The organism is Thioclava kandeliae (assembly GCF_040297545.1).
Taxonomy (GTDB): domain Bacteria; phylum Pseudomonadota; class Alphaproteobacteria; order Rhodobacterales; family Rhodobacteraceae; genus Thioclava; species Thioclava kandeliae.
Genome location: NZ_JAYWLC010000036.1, coordinates 1 through 18780, shown reverse-complemented (window position 1 = coordinate 18780; position 18780 = coordinate 1). Strand labels below are relative to the sequence as shown.

The window sequence follows — 18780 nt, the reverse complement described above, 5'->3', positions numbered from 1 at the left end:
GCCGTCGCAATCGGCCAAGACCACGATGCTGATCACGGTGGCGGTGCATTCGGTGATGTGCGCGCCGGCCCCGGTGCAGATCATCCATATGTCAAAGCCCGATGCGGATGCCTGGGTGGAAGAGAAGCTCGACCCGATGATCGAGCATAGCCGGATGGTGCGCGAGCGGCTGGGGCGCGCCCGCGACGACAGCACCTTCTCGCGCAAGCGCTTCAAGGGGATGCGGCTGACCATCGGCTATCCGGTGGCGCGCCAGCTGTCGTCGCGCTCGCAGCGGCTGGTGCTCCTGACCGATTACGATCACATGCCGCAGGTGCTGGGGCCCAAGGATGCGCCCGAGGGCAGCCCCTACGGGATGGCGCGCCAGCGGATCCGGACCTTCATGTCGCGCGGTTGCGTGCTTCTGGAAAGCACACCGGCCTTTCCAGTGACCGACGAGACCTGGAAGGCGGGGCCGCAAAACCCGCATGAGCTGCCGCCCGTCTCGGGGGGGATCGTGCGGATCTATAACGAGGGGACACGGGGGCGGTTTTATTGGGAGTGCCGTGAATGCGGCGACCTCTTCGAGCCGCACTTCAAATACCTGCGCTATGACAATACGCTCGAGCCTGCGGTTGCAGGGGCGCGGGCCGAGATGGGCTGCCCGCATTGTGGCACGCTTTACAGCCATCGCCACAAGAACGAGATGAACCGGCAGATCCTGAAGGGGCGCGGCGGCTGGCTGCATGAGGGCACGACCGTTGGAGCGGATGGCAAACGGGCGCTGGTCAGCATCGATGATCCGGATCTGCGGGCCACCGATGTCGCGAGCTATTCGCTCAACGGGGCGGCGGCGGCCTTTGCCAGCTGGGAAGGGATCGTGACCTCCTATGAGCTGGCGCTCCGGCAGGCCGAGCAGTTCGGCGATTATACCGAGTTGAGCCGCGTCTACTTCACCGAGCGCGGCGAGCCCTATGTGCCGCACGGGCTGCAGATCGAGGGCGAGCTGACCACCACCATGCTCTCCGAGCAGGCGGTGCGGCTCGACCGCAGGACCGCGCCCGGCTGGACGCGCTTCATCACAGCTTCGGTCGATGTGCAGGGCAACCGCTTCGAGGCGCTGGTCATGGCCTGGGGCGCGCAGGGCGAACGGGTGATCATCGACCGCTTCGCACTGGTACAACCGCCCGAAGGGGCGCCACGGGCCCGCAACGAGGAGGGCGAGTTCCGCGCCCTTGATCCCGGCCGCTATGCCGAGGATGCCGAGGCGCTCGCGGGCCTCACCGCGCGGGCCTATCCGGTGGAAGGTCAGCCTTGGGCGCTCGCCCCCTGCGCAGTGGCGGTGGACTTCAACGGGCCTGCGGGGTGGTCGGATCATGCCGAGCGCTTCTGGCGCGGGCGGCGCAAGGCGGGCGAGGGGGATCTGTGGTTCCTATCCATCGGGCGGGGTGGGCCGAACCTCTCGGACCGGGTCTGGTATGCCGCGCCCGCGCGGGGTTCAAAAGGCCGCAAGGCCCGTGCGGTCCGGCTCCTCAATATGGCCACCGACCGGCTGAAGGATTCGGTTCTGGCGGCGCTGGGGCGGTTCGAGCGCGGCCCCGGCGCCCAGCACACGCCGGACTGGCTCGAGGAAGAGCATCTGGCCGAACTGCTGGCCGAGCGCCGTGGCCCCAAGGGCTACGAGCTGAAGGCGGGCGTCAAACGCAACGAGACGCTCGATCTCTCGGTGCAGGCGCTGGCACTGGCCGAGCATAAGGGCCTGAGCCGGATCAACTGGGAGGATCCGCCGGACTGGGCGGTGCTGGGCGTGGCCAATCCCTTCGCGGTGCGGCTGGTGCCCGAGGCGGGCGAGGCATCCCAACCGGATGTATCCGAGCCAGAGACACAGACAGAACCGGAGGCGGCGGGAGATCCCGATGCGCCTCCCTACACACCGCACCCGCTACCTGCGGGCATGGGCATCAGATATCTTCGGAGACGCTAGAGATGGCTTGGACAGCAGCAGACATCACCCGCATGGAGCGGGCCATCGCGACCGGCGCGCGGGTGGTGCAGATCAATGGCGAGCGGGTGGAATACCGCACGCTCGACGAGATGCGCGCCACGCTGGTGATGATGAAGGACCAGCTCTCGGGCGCAGGCACGGGCCGCTTCCAGGTCACCTATCCCAAAACGCTGCGGGGGCTCTGAGAGCGATGAACCCGATCGACCGTATGGTGTCCTTCTTCAGTCCTGAAGCGGGCTATAAACGGCTGCGCGCCCGAGCGGGGGCCGCACAGCTGATGAACTTCGATGCCGCCTCGCGCGGGCGGCGCACCTATGGCTGGAAAGCCCCGGGCTCCTCGGCCGATGCCGCGGCCTTCGGCCATCGCGCGCGGATGCGCAATCTCTCGCGCGACATGATCCGTAACCGCCCCTATGCGGCGCGCGGCCGCGATGTGGTTGTGGCCAATGTGGTGGGCGAGGGGATCACCCCCTCGATCCGCATGGAGGGTGGGCAAGGCAAGGGTCAGGACAAAACGCAGGTGGAGGCGGCGCTCCAGCATCTCCTGACCCCCGATATCGATGCGCTTGGCGAGTATGACCTCTTCGAGATGCAGGGGATCGTGATGTCCACGGTCTTTGCCGATGGCGAGGTGCTGGTGTGTAGGCGCATGCGCAACCCGCGCCATGATCCGCAGCTGCGGCTGCCCTATCAGGTCGAGCTGATTGAGGCCGATTACCTCGATATGACGGTGCAATCGCATGGGAAGAACCTCGTGGTGGAGGGGATCGAATACGGGCCCACTGGCGCGATCGAGGCCTATCACCTCTATAACGAGCATCCCGGTGCCGTGCAGAACCGCCGCGCGCTCGGCTCCACGCGGGTGCATTGGTCCGACATCCTGCATATCCGCCGTTTTGATCGCGCGGGCCAGCTGCGGGGAGTGCCGTGGCTGGCACCCGTCATGATGACGCTCGGCGAATTGGGCGATTATCAGGAGGCGCAGATCCTCAAGCAGAAGATGGCCGCGCTGATGGCGGTGGTGATCGAATGGGAGGATGCGGCCACGCGTCCGGCCAATGCGGGGGCGGGGCTCGAGGAGCTGGCCCCGGGGGCGGTGGTGAACCTCCCCGCGGGTGCAAAGCCCAACTTCACCAACCCGCCCAAGATCGACGGCTATGACGAGTTTATGCGCCGCGGTCTCGGCATGGTCGCGATGGGTCTGGGCATCAGCTACGAGGCGCTCGCGGGCGATCTGAAGGGGGTGAACTTCTCCTCGGGCCGGATGGGGCGGATGGAGATGGACCGGCTGGTGCGCATGTGGCAGCGGGGTCTGATGATCGGGCAGTTCTGTCGCGGCATGGAGCGCTGGTTCCGCGAGGGGCTGGCGGTCAAAGGGGCGGCTCTTCCCGCCTTCACCATCGACTGGACGCCGCCGCGGCGGATCCTTGTCGATCCGACCAAGGAGATCCCCGCGATGATCGAGGAGGTCGAGGCGGGGCTGAACTCGCGCCAGCGCACCCAGCGCGAGCTGGGGCGTGATCCCGACACGATCCGCGCCGAGCGGGCGCAGGATCTGGTCGCCGATAAAGCCGCCGGTCTCGATCCGGTGACGCCTCAGGGCGGACGGGCCGCCGATAGCAATAAGGAAGAGACTGATGAAGGCGAGTGAGCTGATTATGGGCGGCGAGCTGATCCTGAGCGGGACGGTGCTGCTCGATGACTATGTGGGCTATATGCTCGAGAGCGATATCTTCTTCGCGCCGCGCATGGTGCGCGAGGCCTTGCAGATCATGGGCGAGGGGCCGGTGACCGTGCGGGTCAACTCGGGCGGCGGCCATGTCTGGGCAGGCGAGCAGATCCGCGCGATCCTCGCAGCCCATCCGGGTGGGGCGACCATCGTGGTCGAGGGGCTTGCGGCCTCGGCCGCCTCGCTTCTGCTGATGGCGGGCACCAAGCGGGTGATGTCGCAAGGCTCGCAGCTGATGATCCATGATCCGTCGGGCTTTGCCTATGGCACCGAGGCCCAGATGCGCCGCGAGGCCGATGTGATCGGGGCCTCGGCCCAGACCTATGCCGCGGTCTATGCGAGCGCCTCGGGCAAGACGTCTGACGAGGTCCGCGAGATCATGAAGGCCGAGACCTGGTATGGCCCCGAAGAGGCCGTGGCCCAGGGCTTTGCCGATGAGGTGGCCGGAGAAGAGACCGCCACCACCGCCACCGCTACCCTGACAAGATTTGCCACGATGGAGGCCGCGCAGGCGGCCTTCATGAGCGCAGGAGCGAGCTACGAGCAGCTCCTGTCCCGTGTTCCGGACGCGGCGCGCCGCGCCACCCCCAAACCCAAGGAGACTTTGATGACCACGCCCACGACCACTACGACCCAGACGCCGTCCGCACCGGCCCCGGTGATGAGCACCCCGCCGCAACCGGCCCCTCAGCCCGCCCCGCAACCGGCCCCTCAGATGACCACGCCGCAGCCCGATCCGGTGGCGGCCGAGCGGGCGCGGGTGAAGGGCATCCGCGAGATGGCCGCACCCTTCCTGACCTCGGGCCGGCTGATGCAGGCCGATATCGATGCGCTTATCGATGATGGTACGGCGCTTTGCGATGCCGGCACCCGCTTCATGGCGCAGATGGCGGCTGCTGAAGCGCCTTCGCGCAGCCATAGCCCCGCCCGCATCACGCGCGACGAGACCGACACCCGCATGGAAGGGATGATCGGGGCGCTGATGAAGAAGACCGATGGGCCGGCGGCCGAGTATCGCGGGTTGCGGATCAAACGCATGGCGATGGATCTGGGCGGGGCCACGCGTGGCTATGATGAGGCAGCGCAGGTCAAGCGCGGCATGATGGCCACCACCATGACCGGCGGGGCACTCGGCGTCAGCGATTTTGCCTATATCACCACCGAGGTGATGAAGCGCACGCTGATCGAGAACTATAACCGCCGCGCGGCGAGCTGGCAGCTGGTGACCGGCGCACCGATCTCGGCGGCCGATTTCCGCGAGCTGCATGCGGTCCGCTTCGGGGGCGACTTCCAGCTCAAACCTGTGGGCGAGAATGGCGAGTACAAACAGGCCCGTCTGGTCGATGAGGCGGAAGGCCTGAAGGTCGAGCGCCGTGGCCGCACGATCAACCTCACATTCGAGGCGGTGATCAATGACGATATGGGCGCCTTCCAGCGCATCCCGACCGAGTTCGCCACCGCCGCGCGGCTGATGGAAAGTTCCATGGTCTGGACGCTCTTCCGCAACAACGCCAAGCTCAAATCCGATGGCAAGGCGCTTTTTCATGCCGATCACGGCAATCTCGCGGGCACGGCGGCGGCGATCTCGGTCGCTTCGATTGCCGCCGCCCGCAAGGCGATGTGGGAACAGCGGGCGTTCGGGTCGAAAGACAGTGACGACTTCCTCTCGATCGAGGCCGACCGGCTGATCGTGCCGCCCGCGCTCGAGATGGTGGCGGGGCAGTTCATCACCACGATCACCCCGGCCAAGACGGCGGATGTGAACCCGTTCTCGAACTCGCTCACGCCCTCGACGGTCGGGCATCTGGGCGCGGCGGCCGGTGGCTCGGATACCGCCTGGTATCTGGTCTCCTCCGACATGCCGCCGATCCAGCACGCCTATCTCGAGGGCTATGAGGCGCCGACGGTGGAGACGCTCGACGGCATGAACCCCGATGTGGTGACGATGAATGCCCGCCACATCTTCGGGGCGGCGGCGGTCGAGTATCGCGGGGCCTATAAGAATGCGGGCGCCTGATCGGGTGTGAGGCAGTGAGATTGATCTGACGAACGGGCGCCCTTTGTGGCGCCCGTCGTCATTTGCAGATGAGCAAGAAGGAGATCGCGATGAAGACTTATGTGCAAGCGGGTGAGAACATCACTCTGACGGCGGAGACGGCTGTGACCTCGGGCCAGCTCGTGAAGATCGGGGCCATCACGGGGGTCGCGCAAGGCAAGGCGGCGGCGGGAGAGCCCGTCACGCTGGTGCGGCGCGGCGTGTTCGAACTGCCCAAGACCTCGGCGCAGGCCTGGACGGTGGGCGCCAAGATCTATCTGGCGGCGGCGGGCGATGTGGTGACCACGGTCGCTTCGGGCAATAGCCTCGTGGGCGTGGCGCTGGAGGCGGCCGATGATCCTTCCGAGATCGGCATCGTGCTGCTCGATGGCGGGATCCGGTGAGCGTCTTTGCGGGGATGGCCTCGATCCTCGGTGATGTGCTGGGCGGTCCGGTTACCTACACTCCCAAGGACGGGGCCTCGCGCGAGATCCAGTCGATCTTCCGCGCCGAGCCCATCGAGGCGGAAGATCAGGACGGTCACCCGATCACCATCATGGCCCCCACTTGGCGGGTGCGGCGGGATCTGGTGCCGGATCTCGCCAAAGGCGACCGGATCGACCCGCAGACGGGCGATCTTTACATCATCGCGCTGATCCGGCCCTCGGGTTCGCCCGCCGCCGATGCCTTCCTCATCTGCGAGCTCTCGAAGGTGCGGGGATGAGCCGGTCGCAGTTCCGCCGCCTCGCGCATGCGGCGCTCGCCAGCGCCCCCGATCTTCTGGGCGTCACGCTGGTCTCGGCCTGGGCAGGGAACGTCTCCGCCAATGATCTGCCGGTGATAGGCGTGGCCACCCCGCGTGAGCGGGGGCGGGCGGGCACGCTGGCCTCCTTCGAGCGCGAGGTGCTCCTGCAGGTCGTGATCAAGCGCTTGGGCGGCACGGAGATCGAGGACCAGCTCGACCGCGATGCCGAGGCGATCGAGGCGGCGGTGATGGGGGCCTTCGGGGGCCAGTGCGTGACCCTGACGCCCGAGGAGGTCACCACCACGCTCAATGGCGAGGGCGAGGCGGTGATTGGCACCGCCGTCATCAGCTTCACGGCCCAATATCTCAAACCCCTGCGCCGCTGAGGCGCGGGGATCGTTCTTCACAGCAAAGGAGCTTCGCGATGCCGAAGGTAAAAAATACAGGGTCGAGCGATCTGACCCTGCCGAGCGGTCATGTCCTGCCTGCAGGCAAAGAGACCGAGCTGCCGCAACCGGTGCTCGATCTGATCGATAACCGCAATGTGCTGGGCGGGCGGATCCGCTCGGGCGCGATCGTCCTCGCGGCGGAGACCAAACCCGCCAGCGCCACCCCCAGCACCACCTCTGAGAAGAAAGGCTAAGCCATGACCCAACGCACTTATATCGGCGCCACTGTTGAAGTGGCCGAAGGCAAGCCTGCCACGCTCGATGCGGCGGGCTTTACGGCGCTTACCGGCTTTTCTGAGGTGGGCGAGATCACCGAGTTCGGCGAGATTGGCGATACGTCCGAGGATACCACCGAGACCACGCTTAAGGGGCGCACGCTGCACGTCAATGGCGCGCTTGATGGCGGGACCTGCGACTTCACCTTCCTGCTCACTGGCGACACGGATGCGGGGCAGGAGATCCTCAAGGCCAAGTCGAACACCAATGACGATGTGTCGGTGAAACTCACCGATCCCGATGGCGAGGTGATCTACTTCCACACCAAGGTCGCCAATATCCGCGACCGCTCGCGCACGGCCTCCACCGCCAAGGGCATGACCGGCCAGTTCCGCATCAACTCGGCGCTGGTCCGCGTCGCTGCAGCCTAAGCCGGTAAACACAGAGATCTCCGGCGCGGGTTTGCGCCGGAGCCGGGCGGTTGCGGGCGTGGTTCACCCGCAGCCGCCCTTTTTATTGAACCCGAACCCTGAAGGATAAACCCCATGGACTTCACCAAATTCGACAGCCGCACCGCCGCTGACAAACCCGCCCGCCTGCATCTCAAGGACCCCGCCTCGGGCGAGGAGCTCTTTGCCGATGAGACGCGGTGCAAACCCTGCGTGGTGCTGGTGCGCGGCACCGAGAGCCGCGCCGTGCAATCGGCCCTGCGCGCGGTGCAGCGCGCCAAGCTGAAGGATAAGCCCAAGAAGGAAAGCGAGGAGGCCCGCACGCTCGAGGATCTCCATGCCCAGATGGTCGATGGCGCGGTGCCGCTGATCACCGGCTTCGAGAATATCGCGCGGGGCGAGGCGGCGCTGACCACCTCCGAGGACGATCTGCGCTGGTTCCTGAACCTGCAGATGATCAATGGTCAGGAGGGCGAGAAGAGCTTTGCCGAGCAGGTGCTGGCCTTTGCCTCCAAGCGCGAAAGTTACTTGGGAAACGCAAACGCGCGCTGATCGCCTATGCACGCCAGCTGGGCTATCTCCATTCCACGCCGAAATCGTGGAACGAGACCCGGCTGGCCTTCGCCGAGCGCATGGGCCGCCCCCTCGGGCTGCCCGAACTCGATGCCGGCAGCTATCTCGTCGAGGCGATGATCCGCCTCGATCCGGTCCGCTCCACCGGCCTCGATCTGCGCGCCACCGACTGGCCCGAAATCAGCGCCTTCATGCAGGCCACAGGGCGCATCACCGAAGGCTGGGAGGCGGAGCTCCTCTTCGAGATGTGCGCAGGGTATTTCGAGGCGCGGCAGGCGGGGGAAGATCCGTTGGCTGTGGGGGCGGGGGCTCTAACTGCCTAGTTTCTTGCCAATTCACGTGAGACCTTCAGCATTCCCCTACGGCGAGAGGGTGGATGCTCTTGTTCGCTTGTTTGCACAGCCTAGCTCGAAGCTGGAATGTTGTCGCATGTCGCGGATGGCAGTTCGTGGGGAGGATTTGCGGAAATGGCTAATGGCACCGTGAAGTGGTTTAACAGCACCAAAGGCTACGGCTTTATCGAGCCGGAGGATGGAGGGGTGGATGTATTCGTCCATGTGACCGCGCTGGAACGCGCGGGTCTACGCAATCTGAGAGACGGTCAGAAGATCAGCTTTGATTCCGAGATTGACCGTAACGGCCGGATGGCCGCAACCAACCTGGTGCTGCTATGAGCACTTCTGAGGATTTCTTCCAAAAGGTGGAGCGGACCGAAGTCATCGCGACGAAACGACCAGTATCTGGCGCGATGGAGACAAGCCAAGCCGACGCTGAGAGCATGCTGAGCGACGCTGCGCGTGTCCGCGACAAAAAGCGCATCAGAACCGATGCATCCTTCAAGGTTCTCCAAGCGGAGGAGCTCAAGAAGCGCTCCGAGAAAACAGCGCGGCTTAAAGCGGCGAGACTTGCCCGGGATGCGGCGCGTTAACGAGCCGGGCTGCTGAGCCGTCTGGGCGTTCTTCAAAGATTTACAGGATCGCTGCCTCGCGCGGCACCAACCCCAAGGGGCGGACCTCACGGTCTGCCCCTTTTTCTATGCAAAAGAGGTGTGCCATGGCGATGGGCCAAGTGGGTGCGATGCAGGCGAAGCTGGGGCTGGACCTGAGCCAGTTCCAGTCGGGGGCGCGGGCGGCGAGTGCCGAGGCGCAGAAGATGGCGGGCAATATCAATCAGGCCTGGGCGGGGGTGCGGGCCTCGGTGGAGGTGAAGGCGGCGCGGTCCTTCGACCAGCTCAGGGCCTCGATCGATCCGGCCTTTGCGGCGAGCCAGCGCTATGCAGATGTGCAGCGTCAGGTGGCGGGGTTTGTGGATAGCGGGGTGGCCAGCCAACGGGCGGCCAATCAGGTGCTCGAACAGGCGGCAGCCAAGTATCTGGGCGTGGCGAGTGTATCCGATCGGGCAGCACAGGCGGCCCGTGCGGGCGAGGCGGCACAGGCGGAGGCCGCGCGCACGGCCCAAAATGCGGCGCGGAGCTACGAGAGCCTGCGCGCCTCGGTCGATCCGCTTTTCGCCAGCTCGCAGCGCTACAGGCAGGCGGTCGAGGTGCTCAATGCGGCGCAGGCGGCAGGGGTGGTCGATGACCGCGCGCGGGCCAATACGCTGCGGCTTCTGGGCGAGCAGCTCTCGGCCACAAGCGGCGTGATGCAGCGCACGGGCGGGATCTCGGGGCGGATGTCCTCGGCCTTCTCGAACGCGTCCTTCCAGGTGCAGGACTTCTTCGTGCAGATCGCGGGCGGCACCGATGTGATGCGGGCTTTCGCCATGCAAGCCCCGCAGCTCTTGGGGGCACTCGGCTTCTCGGGCAAGCTCGCGATGATCGGCTCGGCGCTTGGCACGCTGGTGGCCGTGGGCGCGGTGGTGCTGCCGATGCTCGGGGATTTTGGCCGCAAGGCGAAAGATATGGGCGAGGCGATCGATGATCTTGAGGGCTCGCTCGGTGATCTGCGCGCGGCCCTCGATGTGGCGGCAATCCCGATGGCTGCTCTGCGCAAGGAGTTCGGGCTCAATGCCGAGGCCGCGCGGGAGATGAACCTCGCGATGCTGGATCTGGCCCAGCTGAAGGCGATGAATGATCTCGATGCCTCGACAGGCGCCCTGCGGGAGCGCTTTGCAGATCTCGTGGCACAGGTCGACCAGTTTGATGCCGCGACCCGTCAGGCGGGCGGCGCATTGCGTGATGACTTCCTGACCATGGCGCAAACCAGCATCCGCCAGCTGCGGAGCCAGTTCGGGCTGACGATCATTCAGGCGCGCGGCGTGGCCGATGCGATGGCGAAGATCAATTCGGGCGATGTCGATCAAGTGGCGGCAGGGGCCAAGGATCTGACGCAGGTGCTGATGGCGGTGAAGGATAGCGCGGGGCGCATTCCGCCCGATCTGCAGGAGGCGGCCTCGGCCGCGGCCAAGACGGCCATCGAGGCGCTGCGGCTTGCGGGCTATGCCGAGCAGGCCGAGAAGATCGCGGCCAATCTGCCTGTGGGGCTCAACAGTGCGGCCGATGCCGCGCAGCGTCTGGCCTCGGCCATGGCGGCGGCGACCGGCTTCTCGGCCAATCTCGATGCGCAGATCAAAACGCTCGACGTGCAGATCGAAGCGACGCGCAACAAGCAGAACGTGGCCAATGCCACGCGCATCGCGGGGCTTGAGCTGGAAGCGCAGGCGCGGCGCGATGCGGCGGTGGCTGCGGGCGAGGATGCTTTGGCGGCCGATGCGCGGCTTGCCATCGATCAGGCGCAGATCAAGACCATGTCCGACAAACTCGCGACCCTCGATCAGCTGACGGCGGCGCAGAAAGCCTCGACCAAAGCGGGCACGGCGGGCGCGAAGGCCGCGCAAAAGCTCGAGAAGGCGCAGGCGAAAGAGGCCGAGCGCTGGCGCGATCTGATCGATCCGATGAACCGCTATCGCCGCGAACTGGGCGAGCTGAATGCTCTGGCGAAGGAGGGGCTCCTGACGCCCGAGGAAGTGCAAAAGGCCATGGCGCAGCTCAATGCCGATCTGGCCGACAACCTGCCGCTGGTGGGCGAACTGACTGACACGCTGGTCGACGGGCTCTTCACGGGGTTCCGGACCACTTTGGGGAGTATTGGCGATATGTTCAAATCCTGGCTCAAACAGATGATCGCCACGGCGGCCAAGAACCGCATTCTGGTGGCGATGGGGGTGACGGGCGCAACTGGCGTGACCGGCACGGCCGCAGCGGCCACGGGCGTCATGCCCGGCAGCCTTGGCTCGCTTGCCACCAGCGGGCTTGGGCTCGCGGGTGTCATAGGCACATCGGTCAATGCCTTCATCTCGGGTGCGGGCGGTCTGATCACCAGCCTCACCGGCGCAGGCGGCGGGCTGGCCGCCACCGGCACCTATCTCACCTCCGTGCTGGGCGGGGCGACCTCGGGGATTGCCGGTCTCTCGGCCGCAATCGGGGCCATTGCGCTGCCGGTGGCGGCCGTAGGCTTCCTGATCTCGGGGCTCATCGGCAAGACCAAGGTGCTTGATACCGGCATCCGTGCGCTGATTGGCGGGAGCGATGTGACGGTGCAGACCTATGAACGGATCGAGAAGTCGCGCTTCTGGGGCCTCTCCAAATCGAAGCGCACGAACTATTCGGCCGCCTCGAGCGAGATCGCCGATCCGATCCGCCAGGCCGTCTATGGGGTGCAGGATAGCATCGCCGCCGCGGCTTCGGCCTTGGACATTGGCACCGAGGCATTTGACGGCTTTGCCTATGAGCTGAAGTTTTCGACCAAAGGGCTCTCGGAAGACGAGGCGCTGGAGGTGCTGCAGGATAGGCTCACCGGATTGGGCGATGCCTATGCGGGGCAGGTCAAAGGGCTCGAGGCGTTCTCGGCCTCGGGCGAGGGGGCGATGGAGACCATCAACCGTCTGGCCTCGGCGCTGCAAACGGTGAATGCGGCGATGGATACGCTGGGCAATACCTTCCGCGCCACGGGGCTGGTCGGCGCCGATATGGCAAGCCAGCTGACGCAGCTCTTCGGCGGCGATGAGGCGTTTGGCACGGCTGTCAGCTCTTACTACGAGGCGGTCTATTCGGAGAGCGAGCGTCTGGCCACGCTGACCCGCCAGACCAGTGAGGCGCTGTCCGAGATGGGCCTCGCGATGCCCCAGAGCCGCGATCAATACCGCGCGCTGGTGGATGCGATGGATCTGACCACCGAAGGCGGGCGGGAGCTCTGGGCGACGCTGGTGGGCATGGCAGGCGTCTTTGACGAGATCCTGCCGCAGGTGGCCTCCTTCACCGCGCAGATCGAGGCGCTCTCGGGGCAGGTCTCGATCTCGCTCGACGGCGCGATCACTGCCTATACGGCGGCGCAACAGGCCTCGGCGCAGGCCGCGACCAACTGGTATAAGGCCGCCGACAGTATCGCCGCGTTCGTGGCCGAGATGCGGGGCACTGCCTCGGCGATGACCTCGCCGCAATCGGCGCTGGCCTTCTCGGCCGCGCGCTATCAGAGCACGCTCGCCTCGGCCAAAGCGGGCGATCTTGATGCCACGAGCGGGCTGACCGGTGTGGCACAGACCTATCTTGATCGGGTCTCGGCCACGGCCACCAGTGCGCTTGATGTGGCGCGTGCTCAGGCGCGGGTGGCCTCGGATCTGGGGCAGGTGGAAGGCATCGCCCAGATCGAGGGCGCAAAATCCGAAGCCATCGCCAGCCTCACGCAGGCTCAGGTCGATCTGATGACCGAGGCGCGGGACTATCTCGCGGCCGGCAATGCGCTGAGCGAGGAGCAGATTGATATGTTGCAGACTCAGCTCGGCGATCTCGACAGCGCCATCACGGCGGCGGCCGCGATCAACTATGCCAGCCTGCAGAAACAGATCGATCTGGCTATTGATGTGGTCGAGGATGCCAAGATCCCCGACTATCTGAAGGCGATGCTCTCCGACAGCGCAGCGGGCATCACTCGCTATGTGGACTTCATCACCCGCTCGGACCTGACAGCGGATCAGAAATGGCTCGCGCTGACGGGGGCCTCGGAACATGTGAAGACGGTGGAATATCTGGCGAAGAACGATCTGGGCCGCGATCTGACCACGCTGGCGCTGACCGCCACCTCGAAGCTGCAGAAGACGGTGAACCTCCTCGCAGGAGCCACGCTTGACGCCGAGACCATGCGGGTGGCGCTGGCCGGCAATAGCGAGCTGGCGCGGGTGGTGAATGTGGCGCTGTCCTCCAAGGCCGATGCGCGGGCGGTCAGGCTCGCGCTCGGCAATATCGGCGCCTATGCGGTGACGGTGAACGCAAGCTTTGGCAAAGGCATCTCGGGCGATCTGCGGCAGCTCGTCTTTGCCGGGCAGGGCAGCTATGCCGCGATGATCGAGGCGGCCTTCTCGAAAGGGCTCACTGCCGATCAACGCCGGATCCTGCTGAGCCAGCAGGGCGGCTATATCGCGCGGATCACAGGGATTCTCGGGGGCAACCAGTCGGCGCAGATCAAGGCGCTGCTCCTCAATGCCAACACCTCGGCTGCGCGGGCGATCACCATCCGCGCGGCCTTCGCCTCGAACCTGACCTCCGACCAGCGGGCAGCACTCTCGAGCGCGGCTCTCACCGTCTCGCGCATCATCGCGGGCACGGTGCGGCTCGGGTCGCTCTCGGGCGACCAGATCCGCATGCTCAGGGCCGCGAGCGGGACCCTTACCCGCACGCTCAAGGGCACGGTGGACCTCTCGGGGCTGACCGCCCAGCAGAAGAGCCTGCTGGCGGCGGTCTCGGGGGCGAGTGCGGGCCGGATCACGCTGGGCGGATCGTTCCGCTTTGATCCGTCCTCGGCCTTTGCGAGCCTGATGACCAGCTCGGTCGCCACCCCGCTGGCCTCGGCCAAGGCGGCGATGACCGGCCTGCGTGGGGCACTCATTGATCTGCGCAAGGTGATGGATGAGCAGCTGGCCCAAGCCAGGGCGGCGCAGGCGCTGGCCAAGGCACAGGCGAGCCTCGCCACGCTGGCCGACCAGAAGGCCAGTGTCATCAGCACCGCCAGTTCGGTCATTGCGCAGATCAAGGCGCTCGAGCAATCGACGGGTGTCGATATCCGCAATGGTAATCGCGATGCCACGCTCGCTGTCGATGCAGAGGGCAAGGTCTCCTATGCGGCGACCCATGTCGATTACGGGCGCGGCGATGACATCTCGGGCTTCAGCCAGGCCTATTGGACGAAGGGCGGGCTCGAGGAGCAGCTGATCTCGCTGATCGGCGATGCGCCGGCGCTCGAGCGGAAGATGGCGGTGCTGCGTGCGCAGATCGAGGGGATGGGCGGCGTGCCGGCCTTTGCCCGTGGCGGGTTGCACACAGGCGGTCTGCGGCTCGTGGGCGAGAAGGGCCCCGAGATCGAGGCCACGGGCGCCAGCCGGATCTGGTCGGCCGATCAGACCCGCCGGATGCTCTCGGGCGGCGGCGGGCAGGGGGCCGATCGCGCGGAGGATGCCCTGTTGCGCGCCCTGATCGCCGAGATGCGCCAGCTGCGCGAGGAGACCCGTCAGCTGCAGATGAACGGCAATAACGACCTGCGCAAGCTGCGCATGATCGAAGAACGGCGGGAGGCCGAGACGCAATGACGCAAGCTCTGATGATCATCCCCGTGCCTCTGGGCGCGGGGACTATGCAGGCCTCGAATGTGGCCGAGGATGACTATGGCAGCTGGGCCGCGGGCACCTCTTATGCGGTGGGCGATCGGGTGATCCTGATCGCCACCCATCGCATCTATGAGGCCCTCGCCCCGGGATCCGGCGTGCATCCGGTCTCGGGCACAAATGCCGGGGATTACTGGGTGGAGGTCGGCTCGACCAATCGCTGGCGGGCCTTTGATGCCACTCTGGGGCAGGCCACCACGCGGGCCGAGAGCATCACCTATACGCTGGGCCTGCCTGCGCGGGTCGATGCGATCGCCTTCATCGATCTGGTGGCGATCTCGCTGCAGGTGGTGATCCGCGATGCGGGGGGCGGCGTGGTCTATGACCGCACGGCCGACCTGCTGGACACGAGCCAGATCCAGAGTTGGGCCGACTTCTTCACCTATGAGGACAGTTTTGATCCCGAGCAGGTCTTTGTCGATCTGGGCGCGCTCTCGGGCTTTACGCTCGAGATCACCATCTCCAATCCGGGCGGCACGACCTCTGTGGCCGAGATCGTCATGGGGCGGGGCGAGTATCTGGGCGATGTGCTCGATGGCTCGCGCTCGGGCTTTACCGATTACTCGCGCCGCGAGACCGATGATTATGGCAATGTCTCGATCGTCAAACGCCCCACGGCCCGCAAGGCCGAATGGCAGCTGGCCTTTGACACGGCCGCCAATCGCCGGATCCAGCGCGCGCTCGAGCAGGCGCGCGGCGCGCCCGCTTACTTCTACCCGGGCGATGGCATGACGCCCTTCGCCCTCGCGGTCTACGGCGTGGCCGATGATTTCTTCCCCGCGCTTTCGGGCGGCGGGCGCACGATTGCAACCCTTGCCCTGACAGGAGTGGCCTGATGGCAAAACCCACCTATACCCCACCACCCAACGAGGCCCCGATCCTCGGCGACCCGAGCTTTGCGGCTAAGGCCCAGGGCTTCCTCGGCTGGTTCCCCGTCATGGGAGACTACATGCAGGGCATGGGAGACTGGATCGAGACGATGATCGGCGATGTGCCCTCGGACAATATCGCGGCCTTCGCCCATCTGGAGGGCGCGGCAAACAAGCTGCCGTACTTTACGGGCGCAGGTGCGATGGCCATGGCCGATCTGACGGCAGATGGGCGCAGCCTGATCGGTCAGAGCGGCACCTTGAAGGCATCGGGTGGGCTGCTTACGGGCACCGGCGTCACGCAAAGCAAGTACGATAACACCGTCGGTCGGCTTTTGAAGGCCGGTGATAACGGTATTCTGGGCGCGGTCGTCAATGCGGCTACGCTTGGGATCAGCAGCCTTGACGATGCACCGGTTGGCTCGCTGATCAATTGCTATCCGATCGCTACCAACCTGCCGGGCTCGTCGACCATTGGTGTCGTGGATACAATGGCGATTGATAATGGGAACATCTATCAGGAGTTCACGCCGATCTATCCTACATCTGCTCTCAAGCAGAGATATTTCCGGCATCGGATGTTTGCAGTCTGGACAGATTGGACGCCCATGTACCCTGAATACGGCTCCAACTCGAATGGTGATTATGTTCGTTTGCAGGATGGAACGCAAATCTGCGAGGCTAGAATTTCTGTCGCAACTGACGTTTGGGGCACATCGGTCGGCTCGCTTTACGAACCGTCAAACGGAACGATTTGGACATACCCCGCAGTTTTTTCGTCGGTTCCTAGGGCCTTCAGCGGCGCAGTGGAAATTGGTGGCGCGGTGCCAGCTGGGGTTTCGTTTAGCGGTTTGAGTTCGACCAGTGTGAACTTCCGCCCTTGGTGCACGGTAAACAGTGCAGCTGGTGCGAACAAGTATGTCTATCTGACAGCAATTGGTCGTTGGAAATAAGGAGAGTGCTGTGAAGATTATTTTTTCGCCGATTGTGCGGTTGCCAAACGCCGATTTCGAACTTTCCTCGCTTCTTGTAGGTGACGATATTATTAGCGTGAATGGCATCGATTTTAACCTGAGTACACTCGACGCGGACCCTGATACGGGCATTGCACTAGATGCCGGATATATTCAGAGCGCCAGGCAGACGGAGGGCGAATGGACCGTCACGCTGCTCCTGCCGATCGGTGACAATGCCTCCGAGGCGGAGCGCTTCCCCGATCCTGTCACGGTGGCCAGCGGGCCGGTGCCGCTGCCGCTGCCGGCGCCAACCGATCCGGAGCCAGACCAGACCAGCGCAGAAGACGCAGGATGACCCGCCCCCGAGGCGGGATTTTTTATGAGCGAAGCGAGGGGCGCATGTTCTCCAAACCTATCGAATACTGGGCGGTGCTGGCGGGGATGGTGATCTATGTCGCCACCCGCGACGCCGAACGCGAGCCGCTCGTTAAGCGCCTTGCCAAGACCGCCGCCAGCGCCTTCCTGACCGTGGGCCTGTCGCCCTCGGTCGCGCCCTATGTGCGCGGCTCCGAGGTGCTGGCGGCCGTGGCCATCATGTCGGTCGGGCTCATCGTGCTCGATGTGCTCACCGCCATGGTCCGCGATCGCGATTTCCTCAAGGGCATGATCCGCAAGAAACTGGGGGGCGGCAAATGAGCGACCATATCAAGGGCGCCATCCGCGCCAACCGGCTGCCGATCTGGGTACTGGCCACGATCGCCGTGCTGGCCGTGGCCGAGCCATGGATCCGGCAGGCGCAATCCTCGCGGCCCTGGCGCGACTTCACCGGCCAGACGCCCTTTGTAGCGGTGACCGTGAGCTCCTCGAGCGTGACGCCCAAGGGGCTGCAGCTGATGGGCGATATGATCAAGCGCCGCTGCGAGTATCGCGGGCTTGCCGCCTATGTGGTGATCGGCGGCACGAGCTACCGCGCGGTGGTCGATACCTCGGCCGAGGAAGATCTCCGCCCCTCCGGCTCGCGCCCGCCCAACCGCCTCAAACAGCCCTGGGGCCCGTGGGAGATCGTCTGGCCGGCCGAGAAGGCCATCCCCGAGCGCTACGAGCTCTGGGCCTATCACCAATGCCCGCGCGAGAAGACCGTGCAGGTGAACCTGTTTGTCGAGGGGAAATGGGAGGGGAGGTAGGTGGGAGGCCGTGGCGCCAAATACCGCCTGCGCCTCCCTGCCATGATGTGAGGCATCAATGTGCCGGGCGGGCCTAACAAAAGGTATTGCTTATCGAAACGAAGACGCTCCGTCGTGAAGGGATTTCCCGTTGCGTCATATGGCGATGAAAAAGGCGCGGCATCCTTCCCAGGACCGCGCCTTAGTCGCTCCACGCGAATGATCCGACGCAATGTCCGGAGCATTACACGAATTAGGACGCTGCTATGCTCTGACAAGATCCGATTTTTCGTCCAGCCATCGAATGGGGCTCTTCATGATGCAATGAGGGATGCCAGCCACAACCTGCTTCGCGGCCATCGTGGAGCGCAGGGACACGGGAGGTGGGGGGTAAACGGGCGCGGAGGAGTGGTGGTTCGGAACCCGCGCCCGGTACTGGTTACAACTTGGAGCCTATGCGAGTTCTGTTTAATATCAATTACAACATGTGTTAACTTTGCGGCATGCAGGCGAGGGGCAATCGGCCTGGTCCGCAGGGTGGCGAAATACCGGAGCGGCGCCCGGTTGCGCGCTGTCGGGTGAAGCTATTGATCGCATGGGATACATACGGGAAAGGCGCGGGTTCTTGGCAGCTACCCGCGCCTTTGAGCCTGTAGAAACGGCAACTCATGACGCCGCAGATCAACACTAGTTGATCATCAATAATCCGACAAATGGGAAATACCGGCTGCGCTGCCTGACGCAGAGTCGCTGCCTAATAATTTGGCCATGAGCGCAGAGCACCCGCGGCCCCCACGAAAAATCCATGACGCCTCGCCATCGTGCGGGGCGTTTTGTTTGCCCTCTTTCAGGGGGCGGGGTGCTCTAACACCCCGACCGTGCGAGACGCGTCAACGATCCGCACCGACCCAAGCTACTGCAAGACTGGTCGCCTGACCCCCGAGAGGGCGGGCGCCGTATC

19 protein-coding genes are annotated in these 18780 nt (G+C 65.1%); all 19 read left to right on the top strand.

Annotated elements, in window-relative coordinates; genetic code table 11:
* Window positions 1-1963, top strand: a 1963-nt coding sequence (locus tag VSX56_RS19410) for a terminase gpA endonuclease subunit (protein ID WP_350939219.1), incomplete at its 5' end; no start/stop codon positions are given.
* 2 nt (window positions 1964-1965) lie between these two features.
* Entirely contained in the window at window positions 1966-2169 is a 204-nt protein-coding gene (locus VSX56_RS19405) for a phage head-tail joining protein (RefSeq protein WP_350939218.1), read from the top strand.
* Window positions 2170-2174: 5 nt separating this feature from the next.
* On the top strand, window positions 2175-3635 hold the full coding sequence (locus VSX56_RS19400) for a phage portal protein (RefSeq protein ID WP_350939217.1): 1461 nt from the start codon (window positions 2175-2177) through the stop codon (window positions 3633-3635).
* Window positions 3622-5730 carry a head maturation protease, ClpP-related gene (locus VSX56_RS19395; protein ID WP_350939216.1) on the top strand — a complete coding sequence of 703 codons (2109 nt, stop codon included), beginning with the start codon at window positions 3622-3624 and terminating at the stop codon, window positions 5728-5730. Before VSX56_RS19400 ends, VSX56_RS19395 begins: the two co-directional genes overlap by 14 nt.
* Window positions 5731-5819: 89 nt before the next feature.
* A complete protein-coding gene (locus VSX56_RS19390; protein WP_350939215.1) occupies window positions 5820-6152 on the top strand; it encodes a DUF2190 family protein in 333 nt (110 codons plus the stop codon).
* Entirely contained in the window at window positions 6149-6472 is a 324-nt protein-coding gene (locus VSX56_RS19385; protein WP_350939214.1) for a head-tail joining protein, read from the top strand. The genes VSX56_RS19390 and VSX56_RS19385 overlap by 4 nt, the downstream gene beginning before the upstream one ends.
* A complete protein-coding gene (locus tag VSX56_RS19380) occupies window positions 6469-6879 on the top strand; it encodes a hypothetical protein (RefSeq protein WP_350939213.1) in 411 nt (136 codons plus the stop codon). Before VSX56_RS19385 ends, VSX56_RS19380 begins: the two co-directional genes overlap by 4 nt.
* A 38-nt stretch (window positions 6880-6917) precedes the next feature.
* Window positions 6918-7136: a hypothetical protein gene (locus VSX56_RS19375; RefSeq protein ID WP_350939212.1), complete on the top strand. Its 219-nt coding sequence runs from the start codon at window positions 6918-6920 to the stop codon at window positions 7134-7136.
* Between the two features lie 3 nt (window positions 7137-7139).
* Window positions 7140-7589, top strand: a complete 450-nt coding sequence (locus VSX56_RS19370) for a hypothetical protein (protein ID WP_350939211.1) — start codon at window positions 7140-7142, stop codon at window positions 7587-7589.
* 114 nt (window positions 7590-7703) lie between these two features.
* Entirely contained in the window at window positions 7704-8159 is a 456-nt protein-coding gene (locus VSX56_RS19365) for a hypothetical protein (protein ID WP_350939210.1), read from the top strand.
* An 80-nt stretch (window positions 8160-8239) separates the two neighbouring features.
* Entirely contained in the window at window positions 8240-8503 is a 264-nt protein-coding gene (locus VSX56_RS19360; RefSeq protein WP_350939209.1) for a hypothetical protein, read from the top strand.
* Between the two features lie 144 nt (window positions 8504-8647).
* Window positions 8648-8854 (top strand): cold-shock protein, encoded by a 207-nt coding sequence (locus VSX56_RS19355; RefSeq protein WP_350939208.1) that lies wholly within the window; start codon window positions 8648-8650, stop codon window positions 8852-8854.
* Window positions 8851-9108, top strand: a complete 258-nt coding sequence (locus VSX56_RS19350; protein WP_350939207.1) for a hypothetical protein — start codon at window positions 8851-8853, stop codon at window positions 9106-9108. Before VSX56_RS19355 ends, VSX56_RS19350 begins: the two co-directional genes overlap by 4 nt.
* Before the next feature lie 125 nt (window positions 9109-9233).
* Window positions 9234-14756, top strand: a complete 5523-nt coding sequence (locus tag VSX56_RS19345) for a hypothetical protein (RefSeq protein WP_350939206.1) — start codon at window positions 9234-9236, stop codon at window positions 14754-14756.
* On the top strand, window positions 14753-15667 hold the full coding sequence (locus VSX56_RS19340) for a hypothetical protein (protein WP_350939205.1): 915 nt from the start codon (window positions 14753-14755) through the stop codon (window positions 15665-15667). Before VSX56_RS19345 ends, VSX56_RS19340 begins: the two co-directional genes overlap by 4 nt.
* The gene (locus tag VSX56_RS19335) at window positions 15667-16653 is read left to right on the top strand and encodes a hypothetical protein (protein WP_350939204.1); all 987 of its coding nucleotides are present in this window, start codon (window positions 15667-15669) and stop codon (window positions 16651-16653) included. The genes VSX56_RS19340 and VSX56_RS19335 overlap by 1 nt, the downstream gene beginning before the upstream one ends.
* 10 nt (window positions 16654-16663) lie before the next feature.
* Complete coding sequence (locus VSX56_RS19330; protein WP_350939203.1) at window positions 16664-17011, top strand: PDZ domain-containing protein; 348 nt, start codon at window positions 16664-16666, stop codon at window positions 17009-17011.
* A gap of 44 nt (window positions 17012-17055) precedes the next feature.
* The gene (locus tag VSX56_RS19325) at window positions 17056-17352 is read left to right on the top strand and encodes a hypothetical protein (protein ID WP_350939202.1); all 297 of its coding nucleotides are present in this window, start codon (window positions 17056-17058) and stop codon (window positions 17350-17352) included.
* Entirely contained in the window at window positions 17349-17840 is a 492-nt protein-coding gene (locus VSX56_RS19320; RefSeq protein ID WP_350939201.1) for a hypothetical protein, read from the top strand. The genes VSX56_RS19325 and VSX56_RS19320 overlap by 4 nt, the downstream gene beginning before the upstream one ends.
* Window positions 17841-18780 lie beyond the last annotated feature (940 nt).

Excerpts from the sequence above, each read along its gene's own strand:
- VSX56_RS19350 (WP_350939207.1), top strand. The coding sequence starts at position 8,851 with ATGAGCACTTCTGAGGATTTCTTCCAAAAGGTGGAGCGGACCGAAGTC.
- VSX56_RS19390 (WP_350939215.1), top strand. The coding sequence starts at position 5,820 with ATGAAGACTTATGTGCAAGCGGGTGAGAACATCACTCTGACGGCGGAG.
- VSX56_RS19400 (WP_350939217.1), top strand. The coding sequence starts at position 2,175 with ATGAACCCGATCGACCGTATGGTGTCCTTCTTCAGTCCTGAAGCGGGC.
- VSX56_RS19345 (WP_350939206.1), top strand. The coding sequence starts at position 9,234 with ATGGCGATGGGCCAAGTGGGTGCGATGCAGGCGAAGCTGGGGCTGGAC.
- VSX56_RS19405 (WP_350939218.1), top strand. The coding sequence starts at position 1,966 with ATGGCTTGGACAGCAGCAGACATCACCCGCATGGAGCGGGCCATCGCG.
- VSX56_RS19365 (WP_350939210.1), top strand. The coding sequence starts at position 7,704 with ATGGACTTCACCAAATTCGACAGCCGCACCGCCGCTGACAAACCCGCC.
- VSX56_RS19360 (WP_350939209.1), top strand. The coding sequence starts at position 8,240 with ATGGGCCGCCCCCTCGGGCTGCCCGAACTCGATGCCGGCAGCTATCTC.
- VSX56_RS19355 (WP_350939208.1), top strand. The coding sequence starts at position 8,648 with ATGGCTAATGGCACCGTGAAGTGGTTTAACAGCACCAAAGGCTACGGC.
- VSX56_RS19320 (WP_350939201.1), top strand. The coding sequence starts at position 17,349 with ATGAGCGACCATATCAAGGGCGCCATCCGCGCCAACCGGCTGCCGATC.
- VSX56_RS19335 (WP_350939204.1), top strand. The coding sequence starts at position 15,667 with ATGGCAAAACCCACCTATACCCCACCACCCAACGAGGCCCCGATCCTC.
- VSX56_RS19380 (WP_350939213.1), top strand. The coding sequence starts at position 6,469 with ATGAGCCGGTCGCAGTTCCGCCGCCTCGCGCATGCGGCGCTCGCCAGC.
- VSX56_RS19375 (WP_350939212.1), top strand. The coding sequence starts at position 6,918 with ATGCCGAAGGTAAAAAATACAGGGTCGAGCGATCTGACCCTGCCGAGC.
- VSX56_RS19325 (WP_350939202.1), top strand. The coding sequence starts at position 17,056 with ATGTTCTCCAAACCTATCGAATACTGGGCGGTGCTGGCGGGGATGGTG.
- VSX56_RS19370 (WP_350939211.1), top strand. The coding sequence starts at position 7,140 with ATGACCCAACGCACTTATATCGGCGCCACTGTTGAAGTGGCCGAAGGC.
- VSX56_RS19395 (WP_350939216.1), top strand. The coding sequence starts at position 3,622 with ATGAAGGCGAGTGAGCTGATTATGGGCGGCGAGCTGATCCTGAGCGGG.
- VSX56_RS19340 (WP_350939205.1), top strand. The coding sequence starts at position 14,753 with ATGACGCAAGCTCTGATGATCATCCCCGTGCCTCTGGGCGCGGGGACT.